The 24,820-nt window shown below is 70.0% G+C and carries 23 protein-coding genes; 18 read left to right on the forward strand and 5 right to left on the reverse strand.

All coding sequences use genetic code 11. The annotated features are described in order from the left end of the window. Positions 1-10 precede the first annotated feature (10 nt). Entirely contained in the window at positions 11-265 is a 255-nt protein-coding gene (locus QYS60_RS02195) for a hypothetical protein (protein WP_003934611.1), read from the reverse strand. A gap of 120 nt (positions 266-385) precedes the next feature. On the opposite strand from QYS60_RS02195, the gene QYS60_RS02200 reads away from it, so the two are divergent. The 11 genes from QYS60_RS02200 (at position 386) to QYS60_RS02250 (ending at position 12,379) form a co-directional block, all read left to right on the forward strand. Further along, the gene (locus QYS60_RS02200; RefSeq protein WP_234574756.1) at positions 386-1,135 is read left to right on the forward strand and encodes a DUF5995 family protein; all 750 of its coding nucleotides are present in this window, start codon (positions 386-388) and stop codon (positions 1,133-1,135) included. Positions 1,136-1,295: 160 nt separating this feature from the next. Beyond that, positions 1,296-2,321: a patatin-like phospholipase family protein gene (locus QYS60_RS02205; RefSeq protein WP_371382315.1), complete on the forward strand. Its 1,026-nt coding sequence runs from the start codon at positions 1,296-1,298 to the stop codon at positions 2,319-2,321. A 4-nt stretch (positions 2,322-2,325) separates the two neighbouring features. Beyond that, the gene (locus tag QYS60_RS02210; RefSeq protein WP_371382316.1) at positions 2,326-2,757 is read left to right on the forward strand and encodes a PPOX class F420-dependent oxidoreductase; all 432 of its coding nucleotides are present in this window, start codon (positions 2,326-2,328) and stop codon (positions 2,755-2,757) included. Between the two features lie 20 nt (positions 2,758-2,777). Next, the gene (locus QYS60_RS02215) at positions 2,778-3,650 is read left to right on the forward strand and encodes an alpha/beta fold hydrolase (RefSeq protein ID WP_371382317.1); all 873 of its coding nucleotides are present in this window, start codon (positions 2,778-2,780) and stop codon (positions 3,648-3,650) included. Positions 3,651-3,797: 147 nt separating this feature from the next. Further along, entirely contained in the window at positions 3,798-5,342 is a 1,545-nt protein-coding gene (locus QYS60_RS02220) for an ABC transporter substrate-binding protein (protein ID WP_371382318.1), read from the forward strand. A 50-nt stretch (positions 5,343-5,392) separates the two neighbouring features. Next, on the forward strand, positions 5,393-6,916 hold the full coding sequence (locus QYS60_RS02225) for an ABC transporter substrate-binding protein (RefSeq protein ID WP_371382356.1): 1,524 nt from the start codon (positions 5,393-5,395) through the stop codon (positions 6,914-6,916). A 35-nt stretch (positions 6,917-6,951) separates the two neighbouring features. Then, the gene (locus QYS60_RS02230; RefSeq protein WP_371382319.1) at positions 6,952-8,481 is read left to right on the forward strand and encodes an ABC transporter substrate-binding protein; all 1,530 of its coding nucleotides are present in this window, start codon (positions 6,952-6,954) and stop codon (positions 8,479-8,481) included. A gap of 79 nt (positions 8,482-8,560) precedes the next feature. Beyond that, on the forward strand, positions 8,561-9,508 hold the full coding sequence (locus QYS60_RS02235) for an ABC transporter permease (protein ID WP_003934603.1): 948 nt from the start codon (positions 8,561-8,563) through the stop codon (positions 9,506-9,508). Further along, complete coding sequence (locus tag QYS60_RS02240) at positions 9,505-10,410, forward strand: ABC transporter permease (RefSeq protein ID WP_371382320.1); 906 nt, start codon at positions 9,505-9,507, stop codon at positions 10,408-10,410. The genes QYS60_RS02235 and QYS60_RS02240 overlap by 4 nt, the downstream gene beginning before the upstream one ends. Beyond that, entirely contained in the window at positions 10,407-11,393 is a 987-nt protein-coding gene (locus tag QYS60_RS02245) for an ABC transporter ATP-binding protein (protein WP_371382321.1), read from the forward strand. The genes QYS60_RS02240 and QYS60_RS02245 overlap by 4 nt, the downstream gene beginning before the upstream one ends. Then, positions 11,390-12,379 carry an ABC transporter ATP-binding protein gene (locus QYS60_RS02250; RefSeq protein ID WP_371382322.1) on the forward strand — a complete coding sequence of 330 codons (990 nt, stop codon included), beginning with the start codon at positions 11,390-11,392 and terminating at the stop codon, positions 12,377-12,379. Before QYS60_RS02245 ends, QYS60_RS02250 begins: the two co-directional genes overlap by 4 nt. Positions 12,380-12,391: 12 nt before the next feature. Here QYS60_RS02250 and QYS60_RS02255 read toward each other — a convergent pair whose 3' ends face one another. Beyond that, positions 12,392-13,450, reverse strand: coding sequence for an OsmC family protein (locus QYS60_RS02255; protein ID WP_371382323.1), 1,059 nt, complete (start codon positions 13,448-13,450; stop codon positions 12,392-12,394). 79 nt (positions 13,451-13,529) lie between these two features. Next, entirely contained in the window at positions 13,530-14,372 is an 843-nt protein-coding gene (locus QYS60_RS02260; RefSeq protein ID WP_371382324.1) for an SDR family NAD(P)-dependent oxidoreductase, read from the reverse strand. Between the two features lie 125 nt (positions 14,373-14,497). Here QYS60_RS02260 and QYS60_RS02265 point away from each other — a divergent pair, with 125 nt between their 5' ends. Continuing rightward, on the forward strand, positions 14,498-15,661 hold the full coding sequence (locus QYS60_RS02265; protein ID WP_371382325.1) for an RNA-guided endonuclease InsQ/TnpB family protein: 1,164 nt from the start codon (positions 14,498-14,500) through the stop codon (positions 15,659-15,661). A gap of 34 nt (positions 15,662-15,695) precedes the next feature. Here the strand turns inward: QYS60_RS02265 and QYS60_RS02270 are convergent, their stop codons facing one another. Continuing rightward, positions 15,696-16,175 carry a nuclear transport factor 2 family protein gene (locus QYS60_RS02270; RefSeq protein WP_289378215.1) on the reverse strand — a complete coding sequence of 160 codons (480 nt, stop codon included), beginning with the start codon at positions 16,173-16,175 and terminating at the stop codon, positions 15,696-15,698. A gap of 170 nt (positions 16,176-16,345) precedes the next feature. On the opposite strand from QYS60_RS02270, the gene QYS60_RS02275 reads away from it, so the two are divergent. From QYS60_RS02275 to QYS60_RS02290, 4 genes are all read left to right on the forward strand, one after another. Next, a complete protein-coding gene (locus QYS60_RS02275; protein WP_371382326.1) occupies positions 16,346-17,602 on the forward strand; it encodes a lipase family protein in 1,257 nt (418 codons plus the stop codon). A 78-nt stretch (positions 17,603-17,680) separates the two neighbouring features. Next, positions 17,681-18,166 carry a nucleoside deaminase gene (locus QYS60_RS02280; protein WP_289378213.1) on the forward strand — a complete coding sequence of 162 codons (486 nt, stop codon included), beginning with the start codon at positions 17,681-17,683 and terminating at the stop codon, positions 18,164-18,166. Between the two features lie 141 nt (positions 18,167-18,307). Continuing rightward, the gene (locus tag QYS60_RS02285; protein ID WP_289378212.1) at positions 18,308-18,724 is read left to right on the forward strand and encodes a hypothetical protein; all 417 of its coding nucleotides are present in this window, start codon (positions 18,308-18,310) and stop codon (positions 18,722-18,724) included. A gap of 159 nt (positions 18,725-18,883) precedes the next feature. Then, a complete protein-coding gene (locus QYS60_RS02290) occupies positions 18,884-21,496 on the forward strand; it encodes a LuxR C-terminal-related transcriptional regulator (RefSeq protein WP_371382327.1) in 2,613 nt (870 codons plus the stop codon). A gap of 262 nt (positions 21,497-21,758) precedes the next feature. On the opposite strand, the gene QYS60_RS02295 is transcribed toward QYS60_RS02290, so the two are convergent. Further along, complete coding sequence (locus QYS60_RS02295) at positions 21,759-21,971, reverse strand: hypothetical protein (protein ID WP_289378210.1); 213 nt, start codon at positions 21,969-21,971, stop codon at positions 21,759-21,761. A 371-nt stretch (positions 21,972-22,342) separates the two neighbouring features. On the opposite strand from QYS60_RS02295, the gene QYS60_RS02300 reads away from it, so the two are divergent. Next, complete coding sequence (locus QYS60_RS02300; protein ID WP_289378209.1) at positions 22,343-23,692, forward strand: cytochrome P450; 1,350 nt, start codon at positions 22,343-22,345, stop codon at positions 23,690-23,692. A 185-nt stretch (positions 23,693-23,877) separates the two neighbouring features. Beyond that, on the forward strand, positions 23,878-24,810 hold the full coding sequence (locus QYS60_RS02305; RefSeq protein ID WP_289378242.1) for an oxygenase MpaB family protein: 933 nt from the start codon (positions 23,878-23,880) through the stop codon (positions 24,808-24,810). Positions 24,811-24,820 lie beyond the last annotated feature (10 nt).

A 24,820-nucleotide genomic window follows, 5' to 3' on the forward strand; every position in this document is an offset into this window, starting at 1 on the left:
CTCGTGCCGTTCAGCCGCCGAGATTGGCGACGGTCGCCTCGAGCGTCGTGGCGTGGAGTTCGAGATCGGTGTCGTTGTAGTCCCGGTCCTTCGGCAACTGCCCGCGCAGCTCGTCGCGGGTGACGATCACCAGCGCGCGGTTCTCGTCGCTCAGCTCGTCCGCGGCGACGACCTGCGGCCGGCCGCCCTGCAGGATCAGCGTCGCGCCGTCGAGCGACGACTCGAGCAGCGTGCGCAGCGTGTCCGCGGTGACATGCGTGTTCACGGGCTTGTCTCCTCCGGTCGTGGTCTTCACTGCCCGAGGCGTACCCGTCCGGTTGCGATTCAATCGCAACGACCGTCCTTGTGCCCGATTCCGCACCCGGCGCTGCCACACTGGGGAACCATGCGCGCCACGAACGTGGACGAGGTGCTCACGATCCTCGACGGGATCGTGGCCGGCGCCCGCAGCGCCGAGGACCCGCGCGGGTACTTTGCGGCGCTGTACCGGCAGGTGACGCTCGAGGTCCGCACCCGCATCGTGGACGGCTGGTTCGACGACGGCCCGCGGATGAGCCGGTTCGACGCCCTGTTCGCCAACCGCTACTTCGACGCCTACCTCGCGGATGCGGCAGCGGCCCGGTGCTGGCGTGTCGCGTTCGACGCCGTCCGCTCGGGGCAGGCCGTGATCCTGCAGAACCTGCTGCTCGGCATCAACGCCCACATCAATCTCGACCTCGCTGTGGTGACCGGACAGACCTTCCAGGGCGCCGCGCTCGCCGGCTTCCACGACGACTTCGTCCGCATCAACGACATCCTCTCCTCGTTGATCCCCCGGGTGCGCGCCACAATCGGGCAGTTCTCACCGCTGCTGGGTCTGCTCGGCGACTTCGGGGACAGTTCGGACCGCATGCTCGACTTCAGCCTCGACCGCGCCCGGGACAACGCGTGGAACGCGGCGACGCTGATCGCCGCTCTTCCACCGCAGCAGCGGCCGCTCATGGAGACCCAGCTCGACAACTCCGCCGCAGTTCTCGGCCAATTGATTGCCAGACCCGAAGAACCGCTCGCCACCTGGATCCGGATGATCCGGCGCACGGAGAGCAAGCACGCGCCGTCCCGCATCATCGCCGCCCTCGACAGCATCGTGGCCTGAGCGGGGACACGTTGCGATTACCGCCGACGCTCCGTGATGTGCGGCATAGGGTGGGAGCACGGGGAGCCAGACTCCTTTCCCGGATGCTGCAGGAGGGGGCGGCCATGGACGGGTGCGAACGGATCGTCCCGAGCGGCGGACGCGACCTCGGGGGTGGGCGATGACCGCGGGTCCCGCCGACCTCGTCCTTGCCGGTGGCGGGGTGAAAGGCATCGGACTGGCCGGCGCCGTCGTCGCGCTCGCCGACGCCGGGTACCGGCTCAACCGGGTCTCGGGAACGTCGGCGGGCGCGGTGGTCGGCGCCGTCGTCGCGGCCGGATCGAAGGCCGGGTGGACGGGCGAGCAGATGCGCGACGCCGTCTTCGGCCTCGAGTACGACAAGTTCCTCGACTCCGGTCCGGTCGAACGGATTCCCCTGCTGGGCCCCGCGATCGGGGTGCTGCGCGGATCGGGCATCTATCGCGGCGACTACGCCCACGCCTGGATCCGGGACACACTGAAGGATCTGGGCATCAGTACGTTCGGGGATCTGCGCATCGCCGACGAGCAGATCCCCGAGGAACGACGGTACCGGCTGGTGGTCACGGTCACGGACATCACGCGGGGGCTGCTGGTCCGGCTGCCGTGGGACTACCGCTCGGTCTACGGGCTCGACCCGGACGAGCAGTCGGTGGCCGACGCCGTGCGCGCGTCCATGTCGATCCCCTTCTACTTCCGGCCTGCGACACTCACGGCCACATCCGGGTTGCGGTCGACGCTGGTCGACGGCGGGTTGCTGTCGAACTTCCCCATCGACTCGCTCGACCGGATCGACACCGACCAGCCCCGCTGGCCCACGTTCGGTGTCACCGTGTTGCCGAACCTGCCCGCCGGCAACGACAAGGTCCTGCCACCGCTGCGGCTGCTGCGTCCGTTCTCGGCGCTCGGCGACTCCCCGGAGCTGATCGAGGGCATCGTCACCACCGTCCTCGTCGGCCGCGACCAGGCGTATCTCAACCAGCCGTGGGTGAGCGCCCGCACGATCCGCGTCGACTCCACCGAGGTCGGCGTCCTGGACTTCGACATCGACAAGTCCGAGATCGAGGCGCAGTTCGCCAAGGGGTACGAGGCAGCGCAGGGGTTCCTGTCCACCTGGAACTGGGTGGAGTACGTCAAACGCTACCGATCCCACGGAAAGCGATGGTGATGTCGTGACTGCCGACGGACTCGAAAAACTCTTCGCCACTTCGAAGATCGGTGCCCTCGTCACTCTGAAGAGGGACGGGCGGCCGCAGCTGTCCAACATCGTCTACCACTACGATCCGGGCGCCCGGACCTTCGCGGTCTCCGTCACCGACGGCCGAGCCAAGACCGCGAACGTGCGCCGCGACCCGCGCGTGAGCCTGTACGTCAGCGCCGCCGACGGCTGGGCGTACGCGGTCGCCGAGGGCACGGCCGAGCTGTCGCCCGTCGCGGCGGATCCGCACGACGCCACCGTCGAGGACCTCGTCGCGCTGTACCGGACGGTGCAGGGCGAACATCCGGACTGGGACGAGTTCCGGGCCGCGATGGTCGCCGATCGCCGGCTCGTGCTGCGGATGCGGGTGGAACGGTTCTACGGTATGGCCGGGCCGACCGGCTGATCCGGACGAAGGGGGAGGCGATGCCGCGCGCGTCGACAGAGTTCGCCACCACCGCCGAGGGAGAGCGGTTTCTCCGCGCCTACGATGCCGTGCTCGCGAAGTGGCCGGCAGATGTCCGCGCGGTGACGGTCGAATCGGACTTCGGCACAACGCATGTCAATGTCTGCGGCCGTGAGGACGCGCCGCCGGTCGTCCTGCTGCCCGGCGGGGGAGCGACGTCGGCGGTGTGGTTCGCGAATGCCGCGGCGCTCGCCGGACGGTACCGGGTCCTGGCCGTGGATCCGCTCGGTGACGTGGGCCGGAGCGTCGCGCACGGAAAGCCGATGCGTGGCGTGGACGATCTGCGGGTGTGGCTCGACGGCGTCGCCGCGGCGCTCGGTGTGTCGTCGTTCCACCTGGTCGGCCACTCGTACGGGGCGATGGTCGCGCTCGCCTACGCACTCGAACGCCCCGAGCGGATCCGGAACATGGTGTTGCTCGATCCGAATTCGTGCTTCGCCCGAATGCGCGCCGGGTACCTGGCTCGCGCGGTCCCGCTGCTGCTGCGGCCCGGCGGCGACCGTCAGCGCCGATTCCTGCGCTGGGAGACCGGCGGCCGGCCACTCGACGAGGACTGGCTCGAGCTCGTCGCCCTCGGTGCCGAGCACTTCCCGACGGGCAGGCTCGTCGTCCCGAAACGCCCCGCACGCCGCGCCCTCGCCGGGCTCGCGGTGGACACGACGGTCGTCCTCGCGGCCGGCAGCAAGGTCCACGACAGCGCGAAGGTGGCGGCCGCGGTCGCGGCCGCGAATCCGCGGCTACGAGCGGCGCTCGTCGAGGGCGCGACGCACCACACGATGCCCATGGTCCCGGCCGCGGAGGTCAACGCCGCCCTCCTCGGCGCGCTCGGCTGACCACCGATTCCCGCCCGGTCTCGTTCAGTGGGAACGGCGATGTGCGGCACGTCACAACCCCTTAGGTTCGGTCGGCAACAGGGCCGTGCGCATCGTCGTCCGTCCTGAAATCGACTGTGCGCGCGAGCGCTTCGAGGAAGGGACGAGATGCCGGTCGCTATGGGCAGGTTTGCCGTCCGGCGGTGGACGGCCGCCGTCGGGACGTGCGCGGTGCTGGTGGCCGCATGCGGCTCCGAGGTGTCCGAGAACTCAGGGGTCGCCGATCCCGCGATTCCGCTGCGCTACGCGACGGTCTTCGGCGCGTCCTCCTTCGACCCGCACAAGACGAAGATCACCAGTGACGCCACGATGCTCAACCTGGTCTACGACCGGCTCGTGCACCGCGACGTCGACGCACAACCCGTCCCCGGACTGGCCGAATCGTGGGAGCTGACCGACGAGTCGCTCACCCTGCATCTGCGTGAGGGGGTGAGCTTCGCCGACGGTTCCCCGGTGGACGCAGCCGCCGTCCAGGCCAACCTGAACCGCGCGCTCGAACCGGACTCGGTGACGGCACCGATGCTCGCCGGGGTCACCGGCATCACGACCCCCGACGAGCGCACCGTCGTGCTCGCCCTGGACCGGCCCGGCGCGCAACTCGTCCTCGCACTGTCCGACCTGCCCGGAATGATCGTCGACCCCGACGCATTCGGCACCCCCGAGAAGAACGCCGCGCTGGCGCTCACCCCGGCCGGCGCCGGCCGCTACACGGTGACCCGCGCACAGCCGGGCGCCGAGTACGAGTTCACGGCCCGGCCCGGCTACTGGGATCCCGACGCGGTCCGCACGGACAGTGTGGTGTGGACGGTGATGACCGACCCGCAGGCCCGGCTCGCCGGCGTCACCTCCGGAGACCTCCACGCCGCCATCACGACCCCGCTGACCATCGATGCCGCCGAGCAGCAGGGCCTGCGGGTCGAGACGGCCCTGCGGCTCGACCACATGGCCGTCAACCTCAACCGGTCGCGCGGAGAGTTCGGCAAGCTCGAGGTGCGGCAGGCGCTGGCGTACGCGATCGACCGGCAGGCCATCGCCGACACCGCGATGGAAGGTCACGCCGAGGCCGCGACCCAGAACTTCCCGAAGGACTACTTCGCCTACGATCCCGACCTGGCCGGCGCCTACCCGTACGACCCCGACCGGGCACGGGAGCTCCTGGCGCAGGCAGGACTGCCGAACGGGTTCTCCTTCACCGCGATCCTGCTCAACCTGCCCGAGAACGTGCAGGTGGCGCAGATCGTGCAGCAACAGCTCGCCGAGGTCGGCATCGACATGCAGCTGAAGCCGATGCCGCCGTCCGAAGCCTCCCCGACGTTCAACCGCGGCGACGCCGACGCCATCGTCACCACCTTCACCGGCCGGTCCGATCCCGCTCTGCTGTTCTCCGCGCTGTACGGGGCGCAGTCGCCGCAGAACCCGTCCCGCAGTACGGCTCCCGGATTCCAGGAAGCCCTGGATGCGGCCAACCGCGAGTCCGACCTCCAGGCGCGTGCCGACAAGCTCGGCGACGTGTCGAAACTCGTCAGCGACAACGCGCTCGCGATCCCGCTGGTGTTCTTCGAACTCGGCTCCACCCTGACCGACGAGGTCGTGGGCTACGAACCCACCCTGCTCGTCGACGAGTGGCGCGGCGTCGGCGTCGCCGCCCCGTGAACCGTTCGACGAACCGAATCACCCCGAGGACTGTCATGTTTCGCAGATCGATGAAGGCCGCCCTGTCCGTGCTCGCCGTGACCGTCGCGGTGGCCGGGTGCGGCAGCTCCGCGGCGACGGACGTCGCACAGACCGCCGACCCGAACGCGACGTTGCGCTACGCCACCACCTACGGCGCGTCGTCGTTCGACCCGCACAAGACGAGAATCACCAGCGACTCGATCATGCTCAATCTGGTCTACGACCGGCTGGTGCACCGTGACCGGGACGCGAACCCGATTCCCGGGCTCGCCGAGTCGTGGGAGTTCGCCGACGACGGCTCCACCCTGACGCTGCGTCTGCGGCAGGACGTGACGTTCTCCGACGGCACCCCGTTCGACGCGGCCGCGGTGGTGGCCAACCTCGAACGCGCGATGCAGCCCGACTCGATCACCGCCGCCATGCTCGCCGGTGTCGCCGCGGTCGAGGCGCCCGACCCGCAGACCGTGGTGCTGCGGCTCGACGGTCCTGGCGGGCAGCTCGTGCTCACCCTCTCCGACCTGCCCGGAATGATGGTCAACCCCAACGCGTTCGGCACCCCCGACAAGGACGCCGCCCTCGTACTGACCCCGGCCGGCACCGGCCGATACACCGTCGCGCAGGCACAGCCTGGTGCGCAGTACGAATTCGTCGCCCGGGACGGCTACTGGGATCCGGAGGCGGTGCAGTCCCGCGCCTTCGAGTGGATCGTCATGACCGATCCGCAGACCCGGGTGAGCGCGGTGGCCTCCGGCCAGCTCGACGCCGCGATCGCCACGCCGCTGTCCGTCGACCCGGCCGAGCAGCAGGACCTCGAGGCGGACGTGCAGACCACCCTCAACAACTACGTGCTCAACCTCAACCGGACCCGCAGCGAATTCGGCCGGCTCGAGGTGCGGCAGGCCCTCGCCCACGCCGTCGACCGGGAAGCCGTGGTCGAGACCGCCCTCGAGGGACACGGCGAAGCCGCCAGCCAGAACTTCCCCTCCGGGTACTTCGCGCACAACGCCGCCCTCGACGGCCAGTACGCCTTCGACCCCGAACGCGCGAAGGCCCTGCTCGCGCAGGCCGGTGTGCCGAACGGATTCTCGTTCGTCGCCGGCGCGTCGAACCTGCCGGAGAACCAGCTCATCGCGCAGATCATGCAGGAACAGCTGGCGCGGGTGGGCATCACGATGGAGATCCGGTCGATGACGCCGACCGACCTCAATCCCGCGTTCAACCGCGGTGAACTCGACGCCATCCTCACCACCCTGACCGGTCGCGCCGAACCGTCGCTGCTGCTGACGTCGTACTACGGACAGGACTCGCCGCAGAACCCGTCGCACGACGACATCCCCGGCTTCCGGGAGGCGATGGAGGCGGCCAACCGAGCCACCGACCCCGACGAACGGGCCGCCCTGCTCGGGGAGGTCAACGCCGTGGTGATGGACCACGCCGCGATGCTGCCCGTCGCGTTCGCCGAACTCGGTGCGATCACCTCCGGCACCGTCGTCGGCTACGAGCCGAGCCGGGTGCTCGACGAGTGGCGCGGCGTGGGAGTGGCCGCACCGTAACGCCCGTCTCCATCCCACGAGAAACGGAGAACATCATGGCTCGTCGCACGAGACTCGCCCTGGGCGCCGCGCTGGCCGTCGCGCTCCTCGCCGGGTGCGGTTCCGCCCCGACGTCGGACGCCGTCGACCCGCAGGCGACGCTGCGGTACGCGACCACCTACGGGGCGTCGTCGTTCGACCCGCACAAGACCCGGGTCGCGCAGGACAACATCATGCTGACCCAGGTGTACGACCGGCTGGTGCACCGCGACCGGGACGCGAATCCTGTTCCGGGACTCGCCGAGTCGTGGGAGTTCTCCGACGACGGTCGCACCCTCACCTTCCACCTGCGGGAGGGCCTGCAGTTCCAGGACGGCACCCCCCTGGACGCGCAGGCCGTCCGGGCCAATCTCGAACGTGCCCAGGAGCCGGACTCGATCACCACGACGATGCTCGCACCGGTCGAGGCGATCGAGACCCCCGATGCCACCACGGTGGTGCTGCGGTTGAACGGGCCCGGCACCCAGCTCGTCCTGACCCTGTCCGATCTGCCGGGAATGATGGTCAGCCCGAACGCCTTCGGCACGCCGGACAAGGACGCCGCCCTGGTGCTGCGGCCGGTCGGCGCGGGCCGGTACACCGTCGCCGACGCGCAGCCCGGCGCGTCGTACGACTTCGCGGCGTGGGACGGTTACTGGGATCCGGAGTCGGTGACCGCCGAGAGCTTCGAATGGGAGGTCGTCACCGACCCGCAGACCCGCATCAACGCGCTGGCGTCGGGCGAACTCGACATCGCGATGGCCACGCCGCTCTCGATCGACCCCGCTGCCGCGCAGGGCCTGGACTCGCAGGTGCAGACGAGCCTGAACCACTACGTCCTGCACTTCAACCGCACCCGCAGCGAGTTCGGCAACGTCGACGTGCGCCGGGCGCTGAGCACCGCGATCGACCGGCAGGCCCTCGTCGACTCCGCCCTCGAAGGCCACGGCGAGGCGGCCAGCCAGAACTTCCCGCAGGGCTACTTCGCCTACAACCCGGAGCTGGCCGACCGGTACGCCTACGACGAGCAGGCCGCCCGCGAGACGCTCGCCGCGGCCGGGCTGCCGGCCGGGTTCACGTTCACCGCCGGCGTGATGAACCTGCCCGAGAACGAGCGGATCGCACAGATCGTCCAGCAGCAACTCGACGCGATCGGCGTCACAATGCAGATCCGGCTGCTCAGCCCCGCCGAGATGTCGCCGGTCTTCAACCGCGGCGAGCTGGACGCCGTGCTGACCACCTTCTCCGGACGGGCCGATCCGTCGCTGCTGCTGACCACGTACTTCGCGCCGGATTCGCCGCAGAACCCGTCGCACGACGTCACCCCCGGCTTCGCGGAGGCCCTCACGGCCGCGAACGCCGAACCGGACCAGCAGGCCCGCGGACGGCTCCTCGGCGACGTCTCCGCCACGGTCGTGGACCAGGCACTGATGATCCCGCTGGCCTTCTCCGACCTCGGCGCCACCCTCACCGACCGGGTCGTCGGCTACCGGCCGTACCGGGCGCTGGACGAATGGGGCGGGATCGGCCTCACCGCCGCCGAGTGACCGGGGCGGCACCGCCGCCGAGTGACCGGGGCGGCAGCGTCCCGAGCGACACCTCGACACGATGTAAAGGACCGGCAGGATGCTTCGATTGATCGGGCAACGGCTGCTCGCGGTGCTACCGCTGCTGCTGATCGCCACCGCCATCACCTTCGGCCTGATCTTCCTCATCCCGGGTGATCCCGCACACCGGATCGCCGGCGAGACCGCGACCCCGGAACAGATCGAGCTGGTGCGCACCGAACTCGGGCTCGACCAGCCCGTCGTCGTGCAGTACGCCGACTTCCTCGGCGGACTGGTGCGGGGCGACCTGGGGACCAGCTTCACCTACAAGGCGCCGGTGCTCGAGATGATCGTCGACCGCCTGCCGGTCACCGTGTCCCTGACCCTGGTGGCGGTGCTCGTCGCGCTGGCCGTCGGCATCCCGGCCGGCATCGTCGGCGGCAGCCGGCCGGGCAGCTGGCAGGACCGGGCCACCAGCGTCGGATCCACCCTGGGCGTCGCGACCCCGAACTTCGTGCTCGGCCTGATCCTGGTCCTCGTCTTCGCGCTGCAGCTGAGGGTCCTGCCCGCCACCGGTTACACCCCGCTCGCCAAGGGCGTGTGGCCCTGGCTCAGTCACCTGCTGCTGCCGGCGATCGCGCTCGGCCTCGCCGCCGCCGCCGAGATCGCCCGCCAGTTGCGCAGTTCGATGATCGAGGTGATGCAGCAGGACTACGTGCGCACCGCCACCGCCAAGGGGCTCGGGCGGCGCTCGGTCCTGTGGAAGCACGCCCTGAAGAACGCCTTCATCCCGACCGCGACCGTGCTCGGCATGCAGATCGCGTTCCTGCTCGGCGGCACGGCCGTCATCGAGTCGGTGTTCGGCCTCAAGGGACTCGGCGACTTCGCCGTGCAGGCGGTGCTGTCCGGCGACCTGCCCGCCATCCAGGGCGTCGTCATCTTCGGTGTCTTCGCCACCGTCGTGATGAGCCTGCTCGTCGACATCTCGTACGGGTACCTGAACCCTCGGACCAGGAGCGCGGCATGAGCGAAACCCTCACCTCCCCGAACGCCGTCGCGGAGACGGTGCCGGCCGCCGTCGAATCGCCGCGCCGCCGGTTCCTGCGCCGGTTCCGAGGCCGGCGGGCCGCCGTCGCCGCGGCGGTGTTCCTGGCCCTGGTCACCGTCCTCGGGCTCGCGGCACCGCTGATCGCCCCGCACGACCCGCTGGTGCAGGAACTCACGGCCCGCCGGCTGCCGCCGCTGTCCGACGGCTATCTGCTCGGCACCGACAACCTCGGCCGGGACACCCTCTCGCGACTGCTCTACGGGGCCCGCGTCGCGGTCACCGCCGCGGCGATCTCGGTGACGGTCGGTCTGCTCCTCGGCGTGATCCCCGCCCTCGCGGCCGGATTCCTCGGCGGTCGCTGGGACGCACTGCTCTCGCGCATCGCCGACGCGTTCCTCAGCTTCCCGCCGCTGCTGCTGGCGATGGCGATCGTCGGCGTCATGGGACCCGATCTCACCAACGCCATGTTCGCGATCGGAATCGTGTTCGGCCCGAGGTTCTTCCGCGTCGTACGGGGCGCGGTGATCGCGGTGCGGGAGAACACCTTCATCGAGGCGTCCCGCAGCATCGGCACCCCCACCACGCGGATCGTGCGCCAGCACATCCTCCCGCACACCCTCTCCCCGCTGATCGTGCAGATCAGCCTCGCGTGCGGCTTCGCGATGCTCGCCGAATCCTCGCTCAGCTTCCTCGGACTCGGGGTGCAACCACCGGATCCGAGCTGGGGGCGGATGCTGGCCGAGGGCCGCGAGGCATGGAACTACACCACCTGGCCCGTGCTGATCCCCGCCGTCGCGGTCATCCTCGCCGTGCTCGCCTGCAACACCCTCGGCGACGGGATCCGCGACTCGGTGGGCCGCGAGAATCGGAGCGAGAAGTGACCGAACCACTGTTGAGCGTCGACGGTCTCGGCGTCGAGTTCGCCACCGCGTCCGGCTGGACACCGGTGCTGCAGGACGTGTCCTTCGACGTCGCGGCCGGCCAGCTCGTCGGGCTCGTCGGCGAGTCCGGATCCGGAAAATCCGTCACCTGCTCGTCGGTGCTGCGGCTGCTGCCGTCCCGGCAGTCCCGCACCGTCGCCGGCAGCATCCGCTTCCAGGGCCGCGACCTGCTGACCATGCCGCCACGCGAGCTGGAAGCGGTGCGCGGCAACGACATCGCCATGATCTTCCAGGAACCCATGACGAGCCTGAACCCGGTGTTCACCGTCGGCGACCAGATCGCCGAAGTGGTACGGCGGCACCGTCGCGTGAACCGGAAGGCGGCGACGGCCCGCGCGGTGGAGGTGCTCGACCTCGTCGGCATCCCCGACGCCGCCCGCCGGATCCGTCAGTACCCGCACGAATTCTCCGGCGGCATGCGGCAGAGGGTGATGATCGCGATGGCGCTGGCGTGCGAGCCGAAGCTCCTCATCGCCGACGAACCCACCACCGCGCTCGACGTCACCATCCAGGCGCAGGTGCTCGACCTGATCCGCGAGATGGCCGGCCGGTTCGGGATGGGCGTGCTGTTCGTGACCCACGACCTGGGGGTGGTCGCCGACCTGTGCACCGAGGTCGTCGTGATGTACGCGGGACAGGTCGTCGAACGGGCCCGCACCGAGCCGCTGTACGCGACGCCCCGCCACCCGTACACCGCGGGCCTGCTGCGTTCGGTACCCGACGTGGGCGGCCGCAGCGAACTGCACACCATCGCCGGCTCACCGCCGCCGCCCGGCTCGATCCCCGTCGGCTGCCGGTTCGCGCCGCGCTGCCCCCACCGGGCCGACGAGTGCGCCGCCGACGTGCCGCTGCTCGCCGTGGGCGACGACCGGACGGCGCGTTGCGCCCGGGTGACCGATCTGATCCTGGAGGGAACCGTATGACCGTCGTCGAGAAGGACACGAACGCGCCGCTGCTGAGCGTGCGGGGCCTGCGGGTCGAGTTCCCGGTGCGGGGGCGCGCGTTCGCGAAGAAGCGCACGATCCGCGCGGTGGACGAGGTGGGGTTCGACATCCGGGCCGGCGAAACCTTCGCCCTGGTCGGAGAATCCGGCTCCGGGAAGTCCACCACCGCGCGCGGCATCCTGCGGCTGGTGGACGTCGCCGCCGGATCGGTGGTACTCGACGGTGTCGACGTCACCGCCCTGGGGAAGTCCGAGCTGCGCGCCGCGCGCCGCGACATGCAGATGGTGTTCCAGGACCCGTACTCGTCGCTGGATCCGTCGCGCACGGTCGGCGACGCCGTCGCCGAACCGCTCGAGGTGCACACCGACCTCGACGCCGCTGCCCGCCGCCGCAAGGTCGGGCAGCTGCTCGAACAGGTGGGGCTGCGGCCCGAACACGCCGAGCGCTACCCGTACGAGTTCTCGGGCGGGCAGCGCCAGCGCATCGCCATAGCCCGGGCCATCGCGGTGGAGCCGAAACTGGTCGTCGCCGACGAGGCGGTGAGCGCCCTCGACGTCTCCACCCAGAACCAGGTGATCGCGCTGCTCGAGGAGCTCTCCGCCGAGCTGGGCATCGCGTACCTGTTCATCGCGCACGACCTCGCGGTGGTCCGGCACATCGCCCACACCACGGCGGTGATGTACCTGGGCCGGATCGTCGAGTGGGGTCCGTCGGAGCGGCTGTTCACCGAGCCGGCGCACCCGTACACGCAGGCGCTGCTGTCCGCGGTGCCCGTGCCGGATCCGGCCCGTCAGCGCCGCCGCGAACGGATCCGGCTCACGGGCGAGCTGCCCGACCCGGCGAATCCGCCCGCCGGGTGCGCGTTCAGTTCCCGCTGCCCGAAGGTGCTGCCGGTGTGCCGGGAACGCCGGCCCGAAATCACCGAGGTGCCCGGGGGCGGGCAGGTGGCCTGCCACCTGGCGTGACGGATAGCGAGCTCAGGCCGGCGCGTCGTCGGCCCGGTCACCGGCTGCCAGGGCGGTGTCCACCACGATCTCCGAGTGCAGGGTCCGGTGCACCGGGCAGCGGTCGGCGATCTCGAGCAGGCGCTGCCGCTGTTGCTCGTCGAGATCACCGGCGAGCCGGATCACGCGTTCGATCCTGTCGAGCCGCCCCGTCCGGGTCTCGCAGTCCTCGCAGTCGGCGGCGTGGATCCGGCTGTGGCGCAGGGAAACCGACACGTTCTCGAGCGGCCACTGCTTGCGGTCGGCGTACATGCGCAACGTCATCGACGTGCAGGCACCGAGGGAGGCGAGCAGCAGGTCGTACGGTGACGGCCCGGTGTCGTCCCCCACGGGTGTGGGTTCGTCGGCGGTCATCAGGTGCCGGCCCATGGCGATGCGCTGCCCGAACCGGGTGGCCCCGTTCCACGAGACTTCGACGGCACCCTCGGCCGGGGGCGGCTCGGGCCGCGGGTGCTCGTCGAGGTACCTGCCCGCCCAGACCGCCAGCGTCGAGGCGACGAACCGGGCGTCGGACCGCCGGGTGAGCAGGTGGTCGGCGCCGTCGACGGACAGGAAGGACTTGGGGTGACGGGCCGCCTCGAAGATCTGCCGGGCGTTGTCGATGTCGACGGTGTCGTCGTCGGGGGAGTGCATCACCAGCAGTGCGGCACCGAGTTTGTCGATCTGCTCGGTCGCCGCAGGGGCGCCGATCGTGACCACGGCTCGTGTCTCGGGCACGTGCTCGGTCGCCGCGAGGACGGCCGCGCCCCCGAAGGAGTGGCCGATCAGGACGCTGGGAGCGGCGTAGTGGTCGCGTAGGTGATCTGCGGCGTGCACGAGGACGGTGACCTCGGAATCCGAGGCGGTGCCCTCGCAGGCGACGCGCAGGACGGCGAGGCCGTGCTCGGTGAGGGTCTCCGAGATCCGCGACGCTGCCGTGCCGGAGCGGTGGGCGAACAGTGCGAACGCGCGCGGCGGGCCTTCCGGCAGATCCAGCACGGCCGTCGATTCCGTGCCGCCGGAGCCGGCGACGGGGATGTTCTCGCTGTGCATGGTGCCCGCCCTCTCGCCCTTTCCCGGAGGCTATCTCGTTCCCGGGAGGGACAACCGAGGATTCGGCGCCCTCCGCGGATCAGTACAGTGGGCCGCCGCCGAACGCCGCCCGGTGCGAATCCGGTTGATTGCCTTCGACGTCGACGACCCCGTAGTCGAGAGCGGTCTCGGCGGTGATCAGGGTGTGCCCGCTGCGCTTGTTCACCTTCGGGTCGTTCGCGAGCGCGACGATCACCCGTCCGACGAATTCGGGGGTCTCGGCGTTGGCGAGGGAGAAGCCCTCGAAGTTGTCGATGCCGCGGGCGAGCATGGCCTCGTTCTTGACCAGCCCCGGCCACACCGACAGGGCGGTCACGCCGGTCCCGCGCAGGTCCACGGCCATGTCGGCGGCCATCTTGTCCAGCCCCGCCTTCGAGATGCCGTACAGCACCGAGTGCAGGTAGCCGCGCGTGCCGAACGAGGAGATGTTGACGATCGTTCCGCTGCCGCGCGGCACCATGAGCTTCGCCGCCTCGACGGACGCGACGTAGTGCGCACGCAGTCCGAGGCCGACGAGCGAGTCCCAGTCCGAGAGCGGGCGCTGCCAGAACGGCTCGGAGAAGCCCGCGAAACCGGGCGGCCCGGCCCACACGTTGTTCACCAGCAGGTCCAGCCGGCCGCCCTGCTCGTCGGCGATGCGCCGGAACAGCGCCTGGACCTGCTCGTCGTCGGTGTGATTGCACTGCACGGCGATGCCGGTCCCGCCGCGCGCGGTGACCTCGGCGGCGGTGCGGTCCAGTGGCCCGTCGGTGCCGACCGGTCCGCGGGCGGTGACGTAGACGGTCCAGCCGTCGGAGCCGAGGGCGCACGCGATGCCCTTGCCGACGCTGCGGCTCGCGCCGGTGACGAGGGCTACCTTGTGTTCGGTCGTGTCTTCGGTCATGTCTTCGGTCATCTGATGTGCGGCGCGATACTGCCTCATTCACGAGGGAGAGGAAGCGCCGTCCTCCTTTCGGGGGAGTGGTGGTGTCGGGCGAACCTGTCGGTGGGGTCGGTTAGCGTGCCGGCATGGGGGTCGAGGTGGTGCGCTACAACTACCGGTTGCGGCCGGGCACCACCGCCGCGGCTGCCCTGATCGCCGAGTGGCATCGCTGCCGGTTCCTGTGGAACGAAGCCGTCCACCAGTTCGCCACGGGCCGCCCACCGAGTTTCGGGACACTCGGCAAACAGTTGACCGAAGCCCGAGCCCGCTCGTCGTGGTTGCGGGACGGCTCCCAGGTCGCCCAGCAGCAGATGCTGCGTACCTACGCGCAGGCGTTGGACGCGTCGTTCACGGCCCCGGGCCGGGGCCGGCCGCGGTTCAAGGCGCGGAAGAAGACCCTGCCGTCGCTCGAGTACACCCGCCGCGGGTTCCGGATCCGCGACGGCCGGCTGGTGCTGCCCAAGGGTGTGCGTGTGCCGGTGGTGTGGTCGCGGGTGTTGCCGGCGGAGCCGTCGAGTGTGCGCATCACCCGCGATTGCCTGGGGCACTGGTACGCCTCGTTCGTGGTGACCCGCGAGGCCGAGCCGATCCCGGCCGCCGACCCGAACAGCGCGGTCGGGATCGACTGGGGCGTGGCCCGCACCGCGACGGCCACCGAGGAGCGGTTCGACCTGCCGCAGCACGGGCACCGGAAACGGTGTGCGGCGGAGTTGGCGAGAGCGCAGCGGACGATGGCGCGGCGCCGCCGAGGCACGGGGCACCCACCCTCGAGGGGCTATCGGCGGGCCCGCACCCGGGCCGCGAAGCTGCAGAAGAAGGCGGCCCGACAGAACCGGCACGACGGCCGGATCTGGGCCAGGGCCGTGGTCGAGGCGCATCATCTGGTCGCGGTGGAGGATTTCCGACCTCGGTTCCTGTCGAGGTCGACGATGGCGCGCACGGCCGCCGATGCCGCGATCGCGACGGTGAAACGGGAGTTGCTCGAGCGGGGCCGGCGGGCCGGCCGGAAGGTGGTGGTGGTGCGGCCCGCGTACACGACCATGACGTGTTCGAGGTGTTTCGCGAGAGCCGAGCAACGCCTCGGACTCGGGGAACGGATTTTCCGGTGCTGGGCGTGCGGGCATACCGCGTGTCGGGACCGGAACGCTGCCAGAGTGATTCTGGCTGTGGCGGAGCGTGGCCACACCGGTGTCGACGACGTGAGTCAAGCGGATCACCTCCCTCCCGGTGGTGGTGCGGTTGCGGTCTGAGTCGGGAATCTCCTGCCTTCGGGAAGGAGAGGCGTTAATGCGCCACTTTCACGTCGTCGGTCAGTGGGCGTTCGATGGACCAGTGCACCCGCACGTGGCACCGGGCGATCTTCCATCGTCCGTCCTCGACGACGTAGTCGTCGTCGTAGTCGAGTGCGCTGACCCGCTCGGTGCGGGCCCGCAGGTCCACCTGCCGGAACCGCAGGGTCCATGCTCCGGTCGCGGTGCCGTCGCCGGTGATCTCGATGCTCGGGTGCATGCCGTGGTGCATGTCGAGGATGACGTACCGGTCGTCGAGGCGCTCGAGCGCGAGGCGGGCGTAGACGGCGACGAGACCGTCGGCGTCGTCGAAGCTGCCCAGTGCGGGGCCGTAGTAGATGTCGGCGCCTTCGGCGACGAAGCAGTCGCGCATGCCCTCCGGGTCCTTGGCGTCGCACGCGCGGAAGTACCGGTGCTTGAGCATCCGGATCTCCTCGAGCGCCTCGAGCCGGGCCAGTCGCTCTTCGACGGTCATGGTCGCGTCCCTTCCGTCCTGCGGATACAGCGGCGATCCGGACCCTAGCCGCGGCGCGGGGGTGGCGGCAGCGATCGTCCCGGTGATCGGGCGCAGCGCCGGAAGGGTCGTAGAACTCGTTTCAGAATCGTCGTCGCGGCGCCTTCCTTCGGGGTACATATGTGTGCAGAATGCTCGGCATGCCCACGCGCACCGCCCGTCTGCTCACCGCCGCCCTGACCCTGCTGCTGGCGCCTCTCGTCGCCGGGTCCGTCGCGGCTGCCGCTCCCACGGGGTCCGCCTCGGGCTACGACGAGTTCTACCTCCCATCCGATCCGCTGCCCGGCGGAGCGGCCGGCGACGTCCTGCGCACCGAACCCGTCGTCGCCCCGGCGCTCGACGCCACCGCCACCCGGGTGATGTACCGCAGCGAGAACGCCACGGGCGGCCCGACCGCGGTCACCGGCACCGTGTTCGTGCCCTCGCAACCCTGGTCCGGCGACGGTCCGCGCCCGACGATCGTCCTCGGTCCGGGCACGCAGGGCATGGGCGACCAGTGCGCACCGTCGAAGCTGACGAACCACCTCCAGGAGTACGAGTACCTGCACATCGTGCCGCTGCTCGCGCGCGGCTACGCCGTCGCGATGACCGACTACGAGGGCCTCGGCACGCCCGGCGGGCATCCCTACCTGAACCGCGTCTCGCAGGGGCACGCCATGCTCGATCTGGCCCGTGCGGCGCTGCAGCTGACGGACCGCGGCATCGACGAGGGCACCCGCATCGGCTTCTGGGGCTACTCGCAGGGCGGCATGTCGTCGGCGGCGGCCGCGGAACTGGCCGACACCTACGCCCCCGAACTACCCGTCGTCGCCGCGGTCGCCGGTTCCCCGCCCGCGTCGCTCGCCGACCTCGCCGTCGCCGGCGACGGATCGCTGCTCTCCGGCGGGATCGGCTGGGTCGTCAACGGCTTCGCCGCGGCCTATCCGCAGGTGCGGGAGGAACTGCTCGGGGTGTTCAATCCCGCCGGACGCGATATTCTCGCGCGCGCCGAGACGTACTGCGTCTACGACGCGCCCCGCATGAATCCGTTCTTCCCCACGGCCTGGTACACGGTCGACGGCCGGCCCATCGCCGATCACCTGGCCACCGAACCGTGGGCGTCGCTCGTGCGCGAGCAGGAACTCGGCAACATCGCACCCACGATCCCCACGTTCGTCGCGCAGAACGCGACGGACGACTTCGTCCAGGTCGGCGGCGTCGACACGATGGTCGGGAAATGGTGTGCCGGAGGCACATCCGTCACCTATCGGCGCTATGCCGTTCCGCCGGTGCTGCCCGGGACCGGCGCGGGTCACGGAATCGGCCTGCTTCCCGCCGCCGTGGAGGGGATGGACTGGATGGACCGGCGGTTCGCCGGAGCGCCCGACGAGGGCACCTGCGCGGGCTGAGGATGGCCCGGTGACATGATGCGGTCGACGACCGCGGTGACATGATGCGGTCTACGACCGCGACACCGGGAGGGCCACGTGATCGACGAATCGGAGATGACGCACCTGCGACGATGCGTGGAACTGGCACGGGAGGCGCTGGACGCCGGCGACGAACCGTTCGGCTCGGTGCTGGTGTCGGCCGACGGCACGCGGCTCGCCGAGGACCGCAACCGGGTCGCGGGCGGGGACCGGACCAGGCATCCCGAGTTCGAACTGGCCCGCTGGGCCGCCGCACATATGAGCGAGGCCGAGCGCGCCGGCGCGACGGTGTACACCTCCGGGGAGCACTGCCCGATGTGCGCGGCCGCGCACGGCTGGGTCGGGCTCGGACGCGTCGTGTACGTGGCGTCGTCGGCGCAACTCGCCGGCTGGCTCGACGAGCTCGGGGTGCCGCCGGCGCCCGTCCGGTCCCTGCCGATCCGGGAGGTCGCACCCGGGGTGACGGTCGAGGGTCCGGTACCGGAACTCGTCGACGAGGTGCGCGCGCTGCACCGGCGATGCCACGGCGTGACTGCTTCGTGACCCGCCGTGTCACGGTGAGATGACGGACGGCCGCAGTCGATCACGGGTTGTGATCGACTGCGGCGCTTTGCAGTTCCTGTACCCACACCTGGGCCGACCATTGAACCGGTCGGGGCTGGTCGACGGTCGAAAGGAACGCCCATGAAGGGCTCGAAGCTCGGAGGCGCAGCGATCGCCCTCGCGGCGCCGCTCGCATTGACGACGGGCCTCGCGCCCACGGCATCGGCAGTGGATCCCTACCCGTACGGCAGCTGGAGCGTGAGCGTGCGAGAGCACACGATCACGGTCAAGTTCATCTACTACCGGGCTCCCGAGGCGGACTACCCGCACTACTGCAACGCGGTGATCGACGGGATCCCCGACGTCCGAGTCGCGGAGATCTACTACGCCGACTACGAAACCGTGCGTTTCGACAACGTGCCCGACGGCGACTACACCGTCGATGCGGACTGCCAGGACGACGACCACGTGTATCGGAGCGTCGGGTCGATCGACGTCTCGATTCCGGGCCCGGCGCAGACCCGGTTCGTCGGAAGCGAGCACTTCTCCTTCGGTTGAGCGAACCGCATTGGGGAAGGACTTGCCCGCATCTTCGGGATTCGCACAGACCCCGGCATGGGCAGATTCCGAAGATGCGAGCAAGTCCACGTGCCCTCGACCTCCCGGGCCGCTCTGTGACGGTGGACACGGCACGAGCGACGTCCCTACCATGCCGTTATGGCGGGGGAAGGGCCGCTCATCGGACGCACCGAGGAATTGCGTCTGCTCGAGGGGGCACTCGACGGCACCGACGGTTACCGCGGTTGCATGATCGCGGGCCAGGCCGGGGTGGGCAAGAGCCGACTGGCGCACGAATTGGTGCTCAGAGCGATGTCCGCCGGCTTGTCGGTGCGGTCGGCAGTGGGGACGGCATCGGCGCGGACGGTGCCGCTGGGGGCATTGGCCGGATGGTGTGACCATCCCACCTCCAATCCCCTTCAGCTGATCGACCAGCTCGTGCAGTCGTCCGCTTCCGAAGGTTCGGACGAGGTGCTGTCGGTCGACGATGCGCATCTGCTCGACGAACTGTCGGCATTCGTGATCCACCATGTGGCATTGCGTGGGACCGCCCGGCTGATCGTCACGGTGCGGTCCGGAGAGCCGGCACCTGATGCCGTGACCGCCCTGTGGAAGGACGGCATGCTTCACCGGCTCGACCTTCAGCCCTTGTCGCGATCCGAGTCCGACGCACTGCTTGCCAGTGTGCTCGGCAGTCCCGTCGACGAGAAATCGGCGTCGCGAGTGTGGAATCTGACGCGGGGCAACGCCTTGTACCTGCGTCATCTCGTCGCACAGGAGGTGACCGCCGGCCGTCTGCGAGAATGCCACGGATCATGGTGCTGGCAGGGGGAATTCACGGTTTCCGACAGTATCGCGGATCTGCTCGGCGAGCAGATCCGTCGGCTGCCGGAGGCGGTGCGCACGGTCCTGGACACGGTCGCGGTGGCGGAACCGCTGCCCGTCCCGGTGCTGTCGGAGCTGTCCGACCTCGATGCGGTGGAAGAGGCGGAGAACCGCGGGCTCATTCGGATAGACGCCGAAGGTCGCCCGAGAACTGCACGAATGGCTCATCCGCTGTACGGAGAGTTGCGTCGAGCACGAGCCGGGGATACGCGCCTGCGGCGCCTGCGGGGGCGGGTCGTGTCGGCGCTCGCGCCTCGCCCGCCGTCCGGACCCGAGGACGTCGTACGGCGGGCGGTCCTGCACGCCGACTCGGACCTGCCGATCGACCCGGACCTGTTCCTGCGCGCCGCTCGGGGCGCGATGGCGCTGCTGGATATGTCCCTCTGTGAGCGGCTGGCGCATGCGAGTTCGCTCGCCGGCGGCGGGGCCGAAGCCGACCTCTGCCGTGCTCACGCCCTCCTGCTGCTGAACCGGGGAACCGAGGCCGAGGATGTGCTCGCCGCCATGACGCTGGAAAGTCTGACGGACGATCGGCTCGCGCGTCTGCTGACGCTCCGGGCTACGAACATGCTGTGGATCCTTGCGCGGTCGGAGGAGTCGAAACGGATCGTCGACAACGCGCTCGGCGACGCCCCGCCGACCGTAGCGGAGTCGTTGCGCGCCGTTCGAGCCGTACAGAGCGCTGTCGCGGGTGATCCCCTGACCGCACTCGAACTCGGCCAGAATGTCGACACGACACGGGTGCCCCCGTCGGCGGCGATGTGCGCGATCTGGGGAACTGTCATCGCGGCAGGGGATGTGGGCGAGTCGAACCTGGCCTCGGAAACCGCATCGATGGGCTACCGGCTGGCGGCATCCTGGCAGGAAGCCTCGTACCAGCGCGTGGGACTCGTCGAGTTCCATGTCGGCGCGATGCTCTTGGCCGGCGAGGTGGCCGAAGCCGAAGCCGTCGCGTCGCGCACCTATCGCGAGTGCATTCGGCTCCCCGGTGTGACGAGCGCGGTGGGAACCGCGATCGCGGGCATGGCGGCCCTCGGGGGCGGGCGCCTGGCACTCGCCCTCGAACACCTCGAGCGGGCCTTCGCCGAGTTCGAGTCGCTCGACTACCCGGTCCTGATGTACCGGTACGGCATACTCCTCGCTCAGGCACTGGCAATGGCAGGCCGCAGTACTGCGGCGACGGCTCTGCTGTCCGATGTCGACCGGAACCGGCACCCGGCCTTCGACTTCGTCGACTCGGAACGGTTGCTCGCTCATGCCTGGAGCCATGCGGCGCTGGGGGAAGTCAGTACAGCGGCGGCGGTCGCGCTCCGGGCCGCGGAGTACGCCGTCGCGCATCATCAGAAGGCCCGGGAAGTGATGTGCCTACAGGTCGCAGTTCACCTGGGTGACGTGACGGGAAGAGGGCGGCTGGCGCAGCTTGCGGAGAGCACGGGAAGCCGTCGCGCGTGTATCGCGGCCGCGTTCGCTTCCGCCGTGTCCGCCCACGACGCAGAAGCTCTGTCCTCGGTGGCAACGCAATTCGAGGAGATGGGGGATAACGCTGCAGCCGCCGACGCTGCTGCGCGCGCCGCCCTCGCGTTCGCTCGTGCGAACCTGCGCGGGTCGTCGTTGACGCTGGGCGCCCGCGCGCAACGCCTCGCCCGGGAGTGCGGAGGGCTGACCACCCCCGCCCTCCGTGAGATGGCGGACCGTGACCTCCCTCTGACTCCTCGTGAGCGCGAGGTCATCTCGATGGTGATGCAGGGGCTGACGAATCGGCAGATCGCCGAGGCGCTGACGATGTCGGTACGAACGGTCGAAGGTCATCTGTATCGAGCCCAGGCCAAGACCGGAACTCACGACCGGCACGAGCTCGCAGCCCTGCTGCGCGAGCAGTGGCATTGATGCACAACCGATTCGGACATCCGCTTCGGCCCCCGACCGGCTCGGTGAGAACGTCACGAACCCGCATGAGCGGGTCGGCACCGAAGTCGGTGACGACGTCGGCGAACGCACCCAGCGGGACGCTTCGGGACGACTCCGTTCCTGCCGTCCGGTAGGTGCGGCGCCGGCGCCGGAGCTGGCCCCGGCGATCGCGCCGCGGACGATTCGCAGATCGTCCCCCGGCCGGTCAGCGGCCACGCGCTGAGCACATGCGAATTCCATTTCACCACAGCAGCGGTGCTCCAGCGTCGAACGGCACCTGGAGGGTCTCCGGTTCGGCCTCCGCGACGCGCACGACTCTGTCCGGCGCGCCCACGTCCATGTACTCGGCGAGCGGTTCGCTGCCGGCTTCCCCCGCCCGTATCGGTCGCGCTGTCGCGTACGGCTCCGGGAGCTTCTTCGACAGGGCATCCCAGGTCTCGACGTTCTCGTCCATGCATCGAGGGTTGCGCCGGTGCGCCGGAGTGGCACGAGTAGGGAGATACTCGATTCGCGTCCGTGCCCGCGGGGCCGGTACGGACGCGGCGTGCCCCCTACGTACCGCGGCCCGGCGCGAAGGCCGGATTGGGGTAGTGCGCTACTCGCATCCTCCGGCGTCGGGCGTCCGATGCTGAGTGTGCGGTCCTGGGATCCGGGCCGCCCGGCAGGTCGTCACCGCGTCGAAATCCTGCCCGGACCATCCGAACGACAAGGACAGCCATGTCATCCCACAGCATCCGCAGCCCGCTGTCACCGCCGCAGCCGAGGCGAACGCCCCCACCGTGCACACCGTCATGGGAGCCACCGACCGTCCGGGGAACGTGGCTCTTGGGATCCACGAGGGAACTGCTTCGCGATCCTCTCGAACTCGGCCTGCGCGGGTATGCCGAGGGAGGTGACGTCGTACGCTACGTCGTCGGGCTGCCGGGTCGGCGCCGCGAGTTCTTCACGGTCAATCACCCGGACGGGGTCGGGGAACTGCTGAACGCCCCGCGTCACCTCGACTACCGGAAGGACTCGGAGTTCTACCGCGCGATGCGCGACCTGTACGGGAACGGTCTTGTCACGAGTCAGGACGAGACATGGTTGCGTCAGCGTCGGTTCATCCAGCCCCTGTTCACCCCGCGCAGTGTGGATGGTTACGTGACACCGATGGTCGAGGAAGCGGAGCGGGTGGCCGTCCGGTGGCACAACTGTCCGAGTCACCTCGTCGACCTCGACGGGGAGATGAGGGCGCTGACGCTCGGAGTCGCCGCTCGCATCCTTTTCGGCGTGCAGGCGCCCCGGATGCTGCCGGTCCTGCGCATGGCGTTGCCCGTCCTCGGACGCGCCGTCCTGCAGCGGGGGGTATCCGCAGTTCGGATTCCCTCGACGTGGCCGACGCCGGGGAATCGCAGAATCGCGCGTGCGGAATCGCGCCTCGACGGGTTGTGTGACGCGATCATCGAGCGTCGCCGCACCGTCGCCGAACCGGGGACGGACCTGCTCGGGCGCCTGGTGGCGGCCCGAGAAGACGGCGACACGTTGTCCACCGAGGAAATTCGCGATCAGGTCAAGGTGTTCCTGCTGGCAGGGCACGACACCACGGCGACCATGTTGACGTTCGCGCTGTACCTGCTCGGCAAGGACGCCGGTGTGCAGGATCGGGCGCGGGACGAAGCCGAACGCGTGCTGGGCGCCGGGACACCGACTGCCTCCGACGTCCACAGGCTGACGTACACGACGATGGTGCTCGAGGAGGCTGCCCGGTTGTATCCACCCTCGCCGTACCTGACACGGCGGGCCGTCGAGGAGAGCGAGGTGTGCGGGTACCGGATCCCTGCAGGGGCGGACGTCAATCTGGCGCCGTGGGTGATCCACCATCGTGCCGATCTGTGGCCGGATCCGTTCCGGTTCGACCCGGATCGCTTCACTCCGGACAGGGTGAAGGAGCGTCACAAGTATGCGTGGTTCCCCTTCGGTCACGGTCCCCGCGGCTGTATCGGTCAGCGCTTCGCCATGCTGGAGGCAGCGGTGACCTTGGCGATCCTGTTGCGTGAGTTCGAGTTCCGCTCCCCTCCTGGGTCGGTGCCGTTGACCGTCGACCTGCTGCTGCACCCGGCCGGCGAGGTGCCGTGCCGTGTTCGCAGGCGTGTGCCGGTGCACTCCGCCGTCCATCGGACGCACCAACCGTCGTGATCGGGCGGCGGTCGCGGCCGGGGACCGCCGAGTCCGAGGTGGCGCATGCCCGACCGATCGCAGATCCTCGTGTTCCCGGAAATTCACGGCGTGGGCAGATTCCGAAGATGCGAGCAGATCCATGTGCCCTTGACACCCTCCGGGTCGCGCCCCAAACTGACAACGTGCGTAGTCAAAACGAGGTGGTGCCGCTCGGCCCGGACAGCCTGACGTGGAAGTACTTCGGCGGCTGGCGCGGAATGGTGTTCGGGCCGTGGGCCGGATCGATGCAGAACATGCACCCCGGTCTCGGCGCGGCCGTGGAGGAGCACTCGCAGTTCTTCGACGAGCGGTGGGAACGGCTGTACCGCTCGCTGTACCCCATCTACGGGGTCGTCTTCGACGGGCCGCGCGCCCCGGAGACCGCCGCGCGGGTGCGCGGCTACCACGACACGATCAAGGGAATCGACAAGCAGGGCCGGCGCTACCACGCCCTCGACCCCGACACGTTCTACTGGGCGCACGCCACGTTCTTCTACAGCCTCGTCGTCTCGATCGAATGGTTCGACGGCCCGCTCCCGCTCGCCGACAAGCACCGGCTGTTCGACGAGCACGTGCAGTGGTACCGGCTCTACGGGATGTCGATGCGGTCCGTCCCCGACAGCTGGGAGGATTTCCTGTGCTACTGGGACCGCATGTGCCGCGAGGTCCTCGAGGACAACAAGGCGACCCGCGACGTGCTCGACCTCTCGCACCTGGGCCGGCCGCCGTTCGTGCGGTGGGTGCCCGCGAGCGTGTGGGCGGTGCTGCGGCCGCCGGTGACCCGCGGGTTCCTGTGGCTGACGGTCGGCCTGTACGACCCGGCGGTGCGCGAGCTGCTCGGGTACACCTTCTCGCGCCGGGAGCAGCGCCTGCACCGCCTCGTCGGCCGATCGATCGGGCTGGGTGAGAAGCTCGTTCCCCGGCGCTATCGCTACCATCCCCGCGCCCGCGCCGGCTGGGATCGGGCCCGGGGCCGCGTCCCGGCGGACGCGCCCGTCGTGCACACGCCCGACCGCAACCTGCCCCCGGCGCACCTGTTGGACAGCCCGATGCACTACACCGGGACGCACGAGACCGTGGGCAGTGCCCGGCACTGACCCGCAGCGC

The sequence above is a fragment of the Rhodococcus sp. GXMU-t2271 genome, from assembly GCF_041414735.1.
Lineage (GTDB): Bacteria > Actinomycetota > Actinomycetes > Mycobacteriales > Mycobacteriaceae > Rhodococcus > Rhodococcus indonesiensis.

Bases quoted from the DNA above. Each gene is read 5' to 3' on its own strand.
- QYS60_RS02230 (WP_371382319.1), top strand. From the start codon at position 6,952: ATGGCTCGTCGCACGAGACTCGCCCTGGGCGCCGCGCTGGCCGTCGCG.
- QYS60_RS02265 (WP_371382325.1), top strand. From the start codon at position 14,498: ATGGGGGTCGAGGTGGTGCGCTACAACTACCGGTTGCGGCCGGGCACC.
- QYS60_RS02205 (WP_371382315.1), top strand. From the start codon at position 1,296: ATGACCGCGGGTCCCGCCGACCTCGTCCTTGCCGGTGGCGGGGTGAAA.
- QYS60_RS02275 (WP_371382326.1), top strand. From the start codon at position 16,346: ATGCTCGGCATGCCCACGCGCACCGCCCGTCTGCTCACCGCCGCCCTG.
- QYS60_RS02295 (WP_289378210.1), bottom strand. From the start codon at position 21,971: ATGGACGAGAACGTCGAGACCTGGGATGCCCTGTCGAAGAAGCTCCCG.
- QYS60_RS02215 (WP_371382317.1), top strand. From the start codon at position 2,778: ATGCCGCGCGCGTCGACAGAGTTCGCCACCACCGCCGAGGGAGAGCGG.
- QYS60_RS02250 (WP_371382322.1), top strand. From the start codon at position 11,390: ATGACCGTCGTCGAGAAGGACACGAACGCGCCGCTGCTGAGCGTGCGG.
- QYS60_RS02290 (WP_371382327.1), top strand. From the start codon at position 18,884: ATGGCGGGGGAAGGGCCGCTCATCGGACGCACCGAGGAATTGCGTCTG.
- QYS60_RS02260 (WP_371382324.1), bottom strand. From the start codon at position 14,372: ATGACCGAAGACACGACCGAACACAAGGTAGCCCTCGTCACCGGCGCG.
- QYS60_RS02240 (WP_371382320.1), top strand. From the start codon at position 9,505: ATGAGCGAAACCCTCACCTCCCCGAACGCCGTCGCGGAGACGGTGCCG.
- QYS60_RS02200 (WP_234574756.1), top strand. From the start codon at position 386: ATGCGCGCCACGAACGTGGACGAGGTGCTCACGATCCTCGACGGGATC.
- QYS60_RS02270 (WP_289378215.1), bottom strand. From the start codon at position 16,175: ATGACCGTCGAAGAGCGACTGGCCCGGCTCGAGGCGCTCGAGGAGATC.
- QYS60_RS02235 (WP_003934603.1), top strand. From the start codon at position 8,561: ATGCTTCGATTGATCGGGCAACGGCTGCTCGCGGTGCTACCGCTGCTG.
- QYS60_RS02220 (WP_371382318.1), top strand. From the start codon at position 3,798: ATGCCGGTCGCTATGGGCAGGTTTGCCGTCCGGCGGTGGACGGCCGCC.
- QYS60_RS02255 (WP_371382323.1), bottom strand. From the start codon at position 13,450: ATGCACAGCGAGAACATCCCCGTCGCCGGCTCCGGCGGCACGGAATCG.
- QYS60_RS02225 (WP_371382356.1), top strand. From the start codon at position 5,393: ATGAAGGCCGCCCTGTCCGTGCTCGCCGTGACCGTCGCGGTGGCCGGG.
- QYS60_RS02285 (WP_289378212.1), top strand. From the start codon at position 18,308: ATGAAGGGCTCGAAGCTCGGAGGCGCAGCGATCGCCCTCGCGGCGCCG.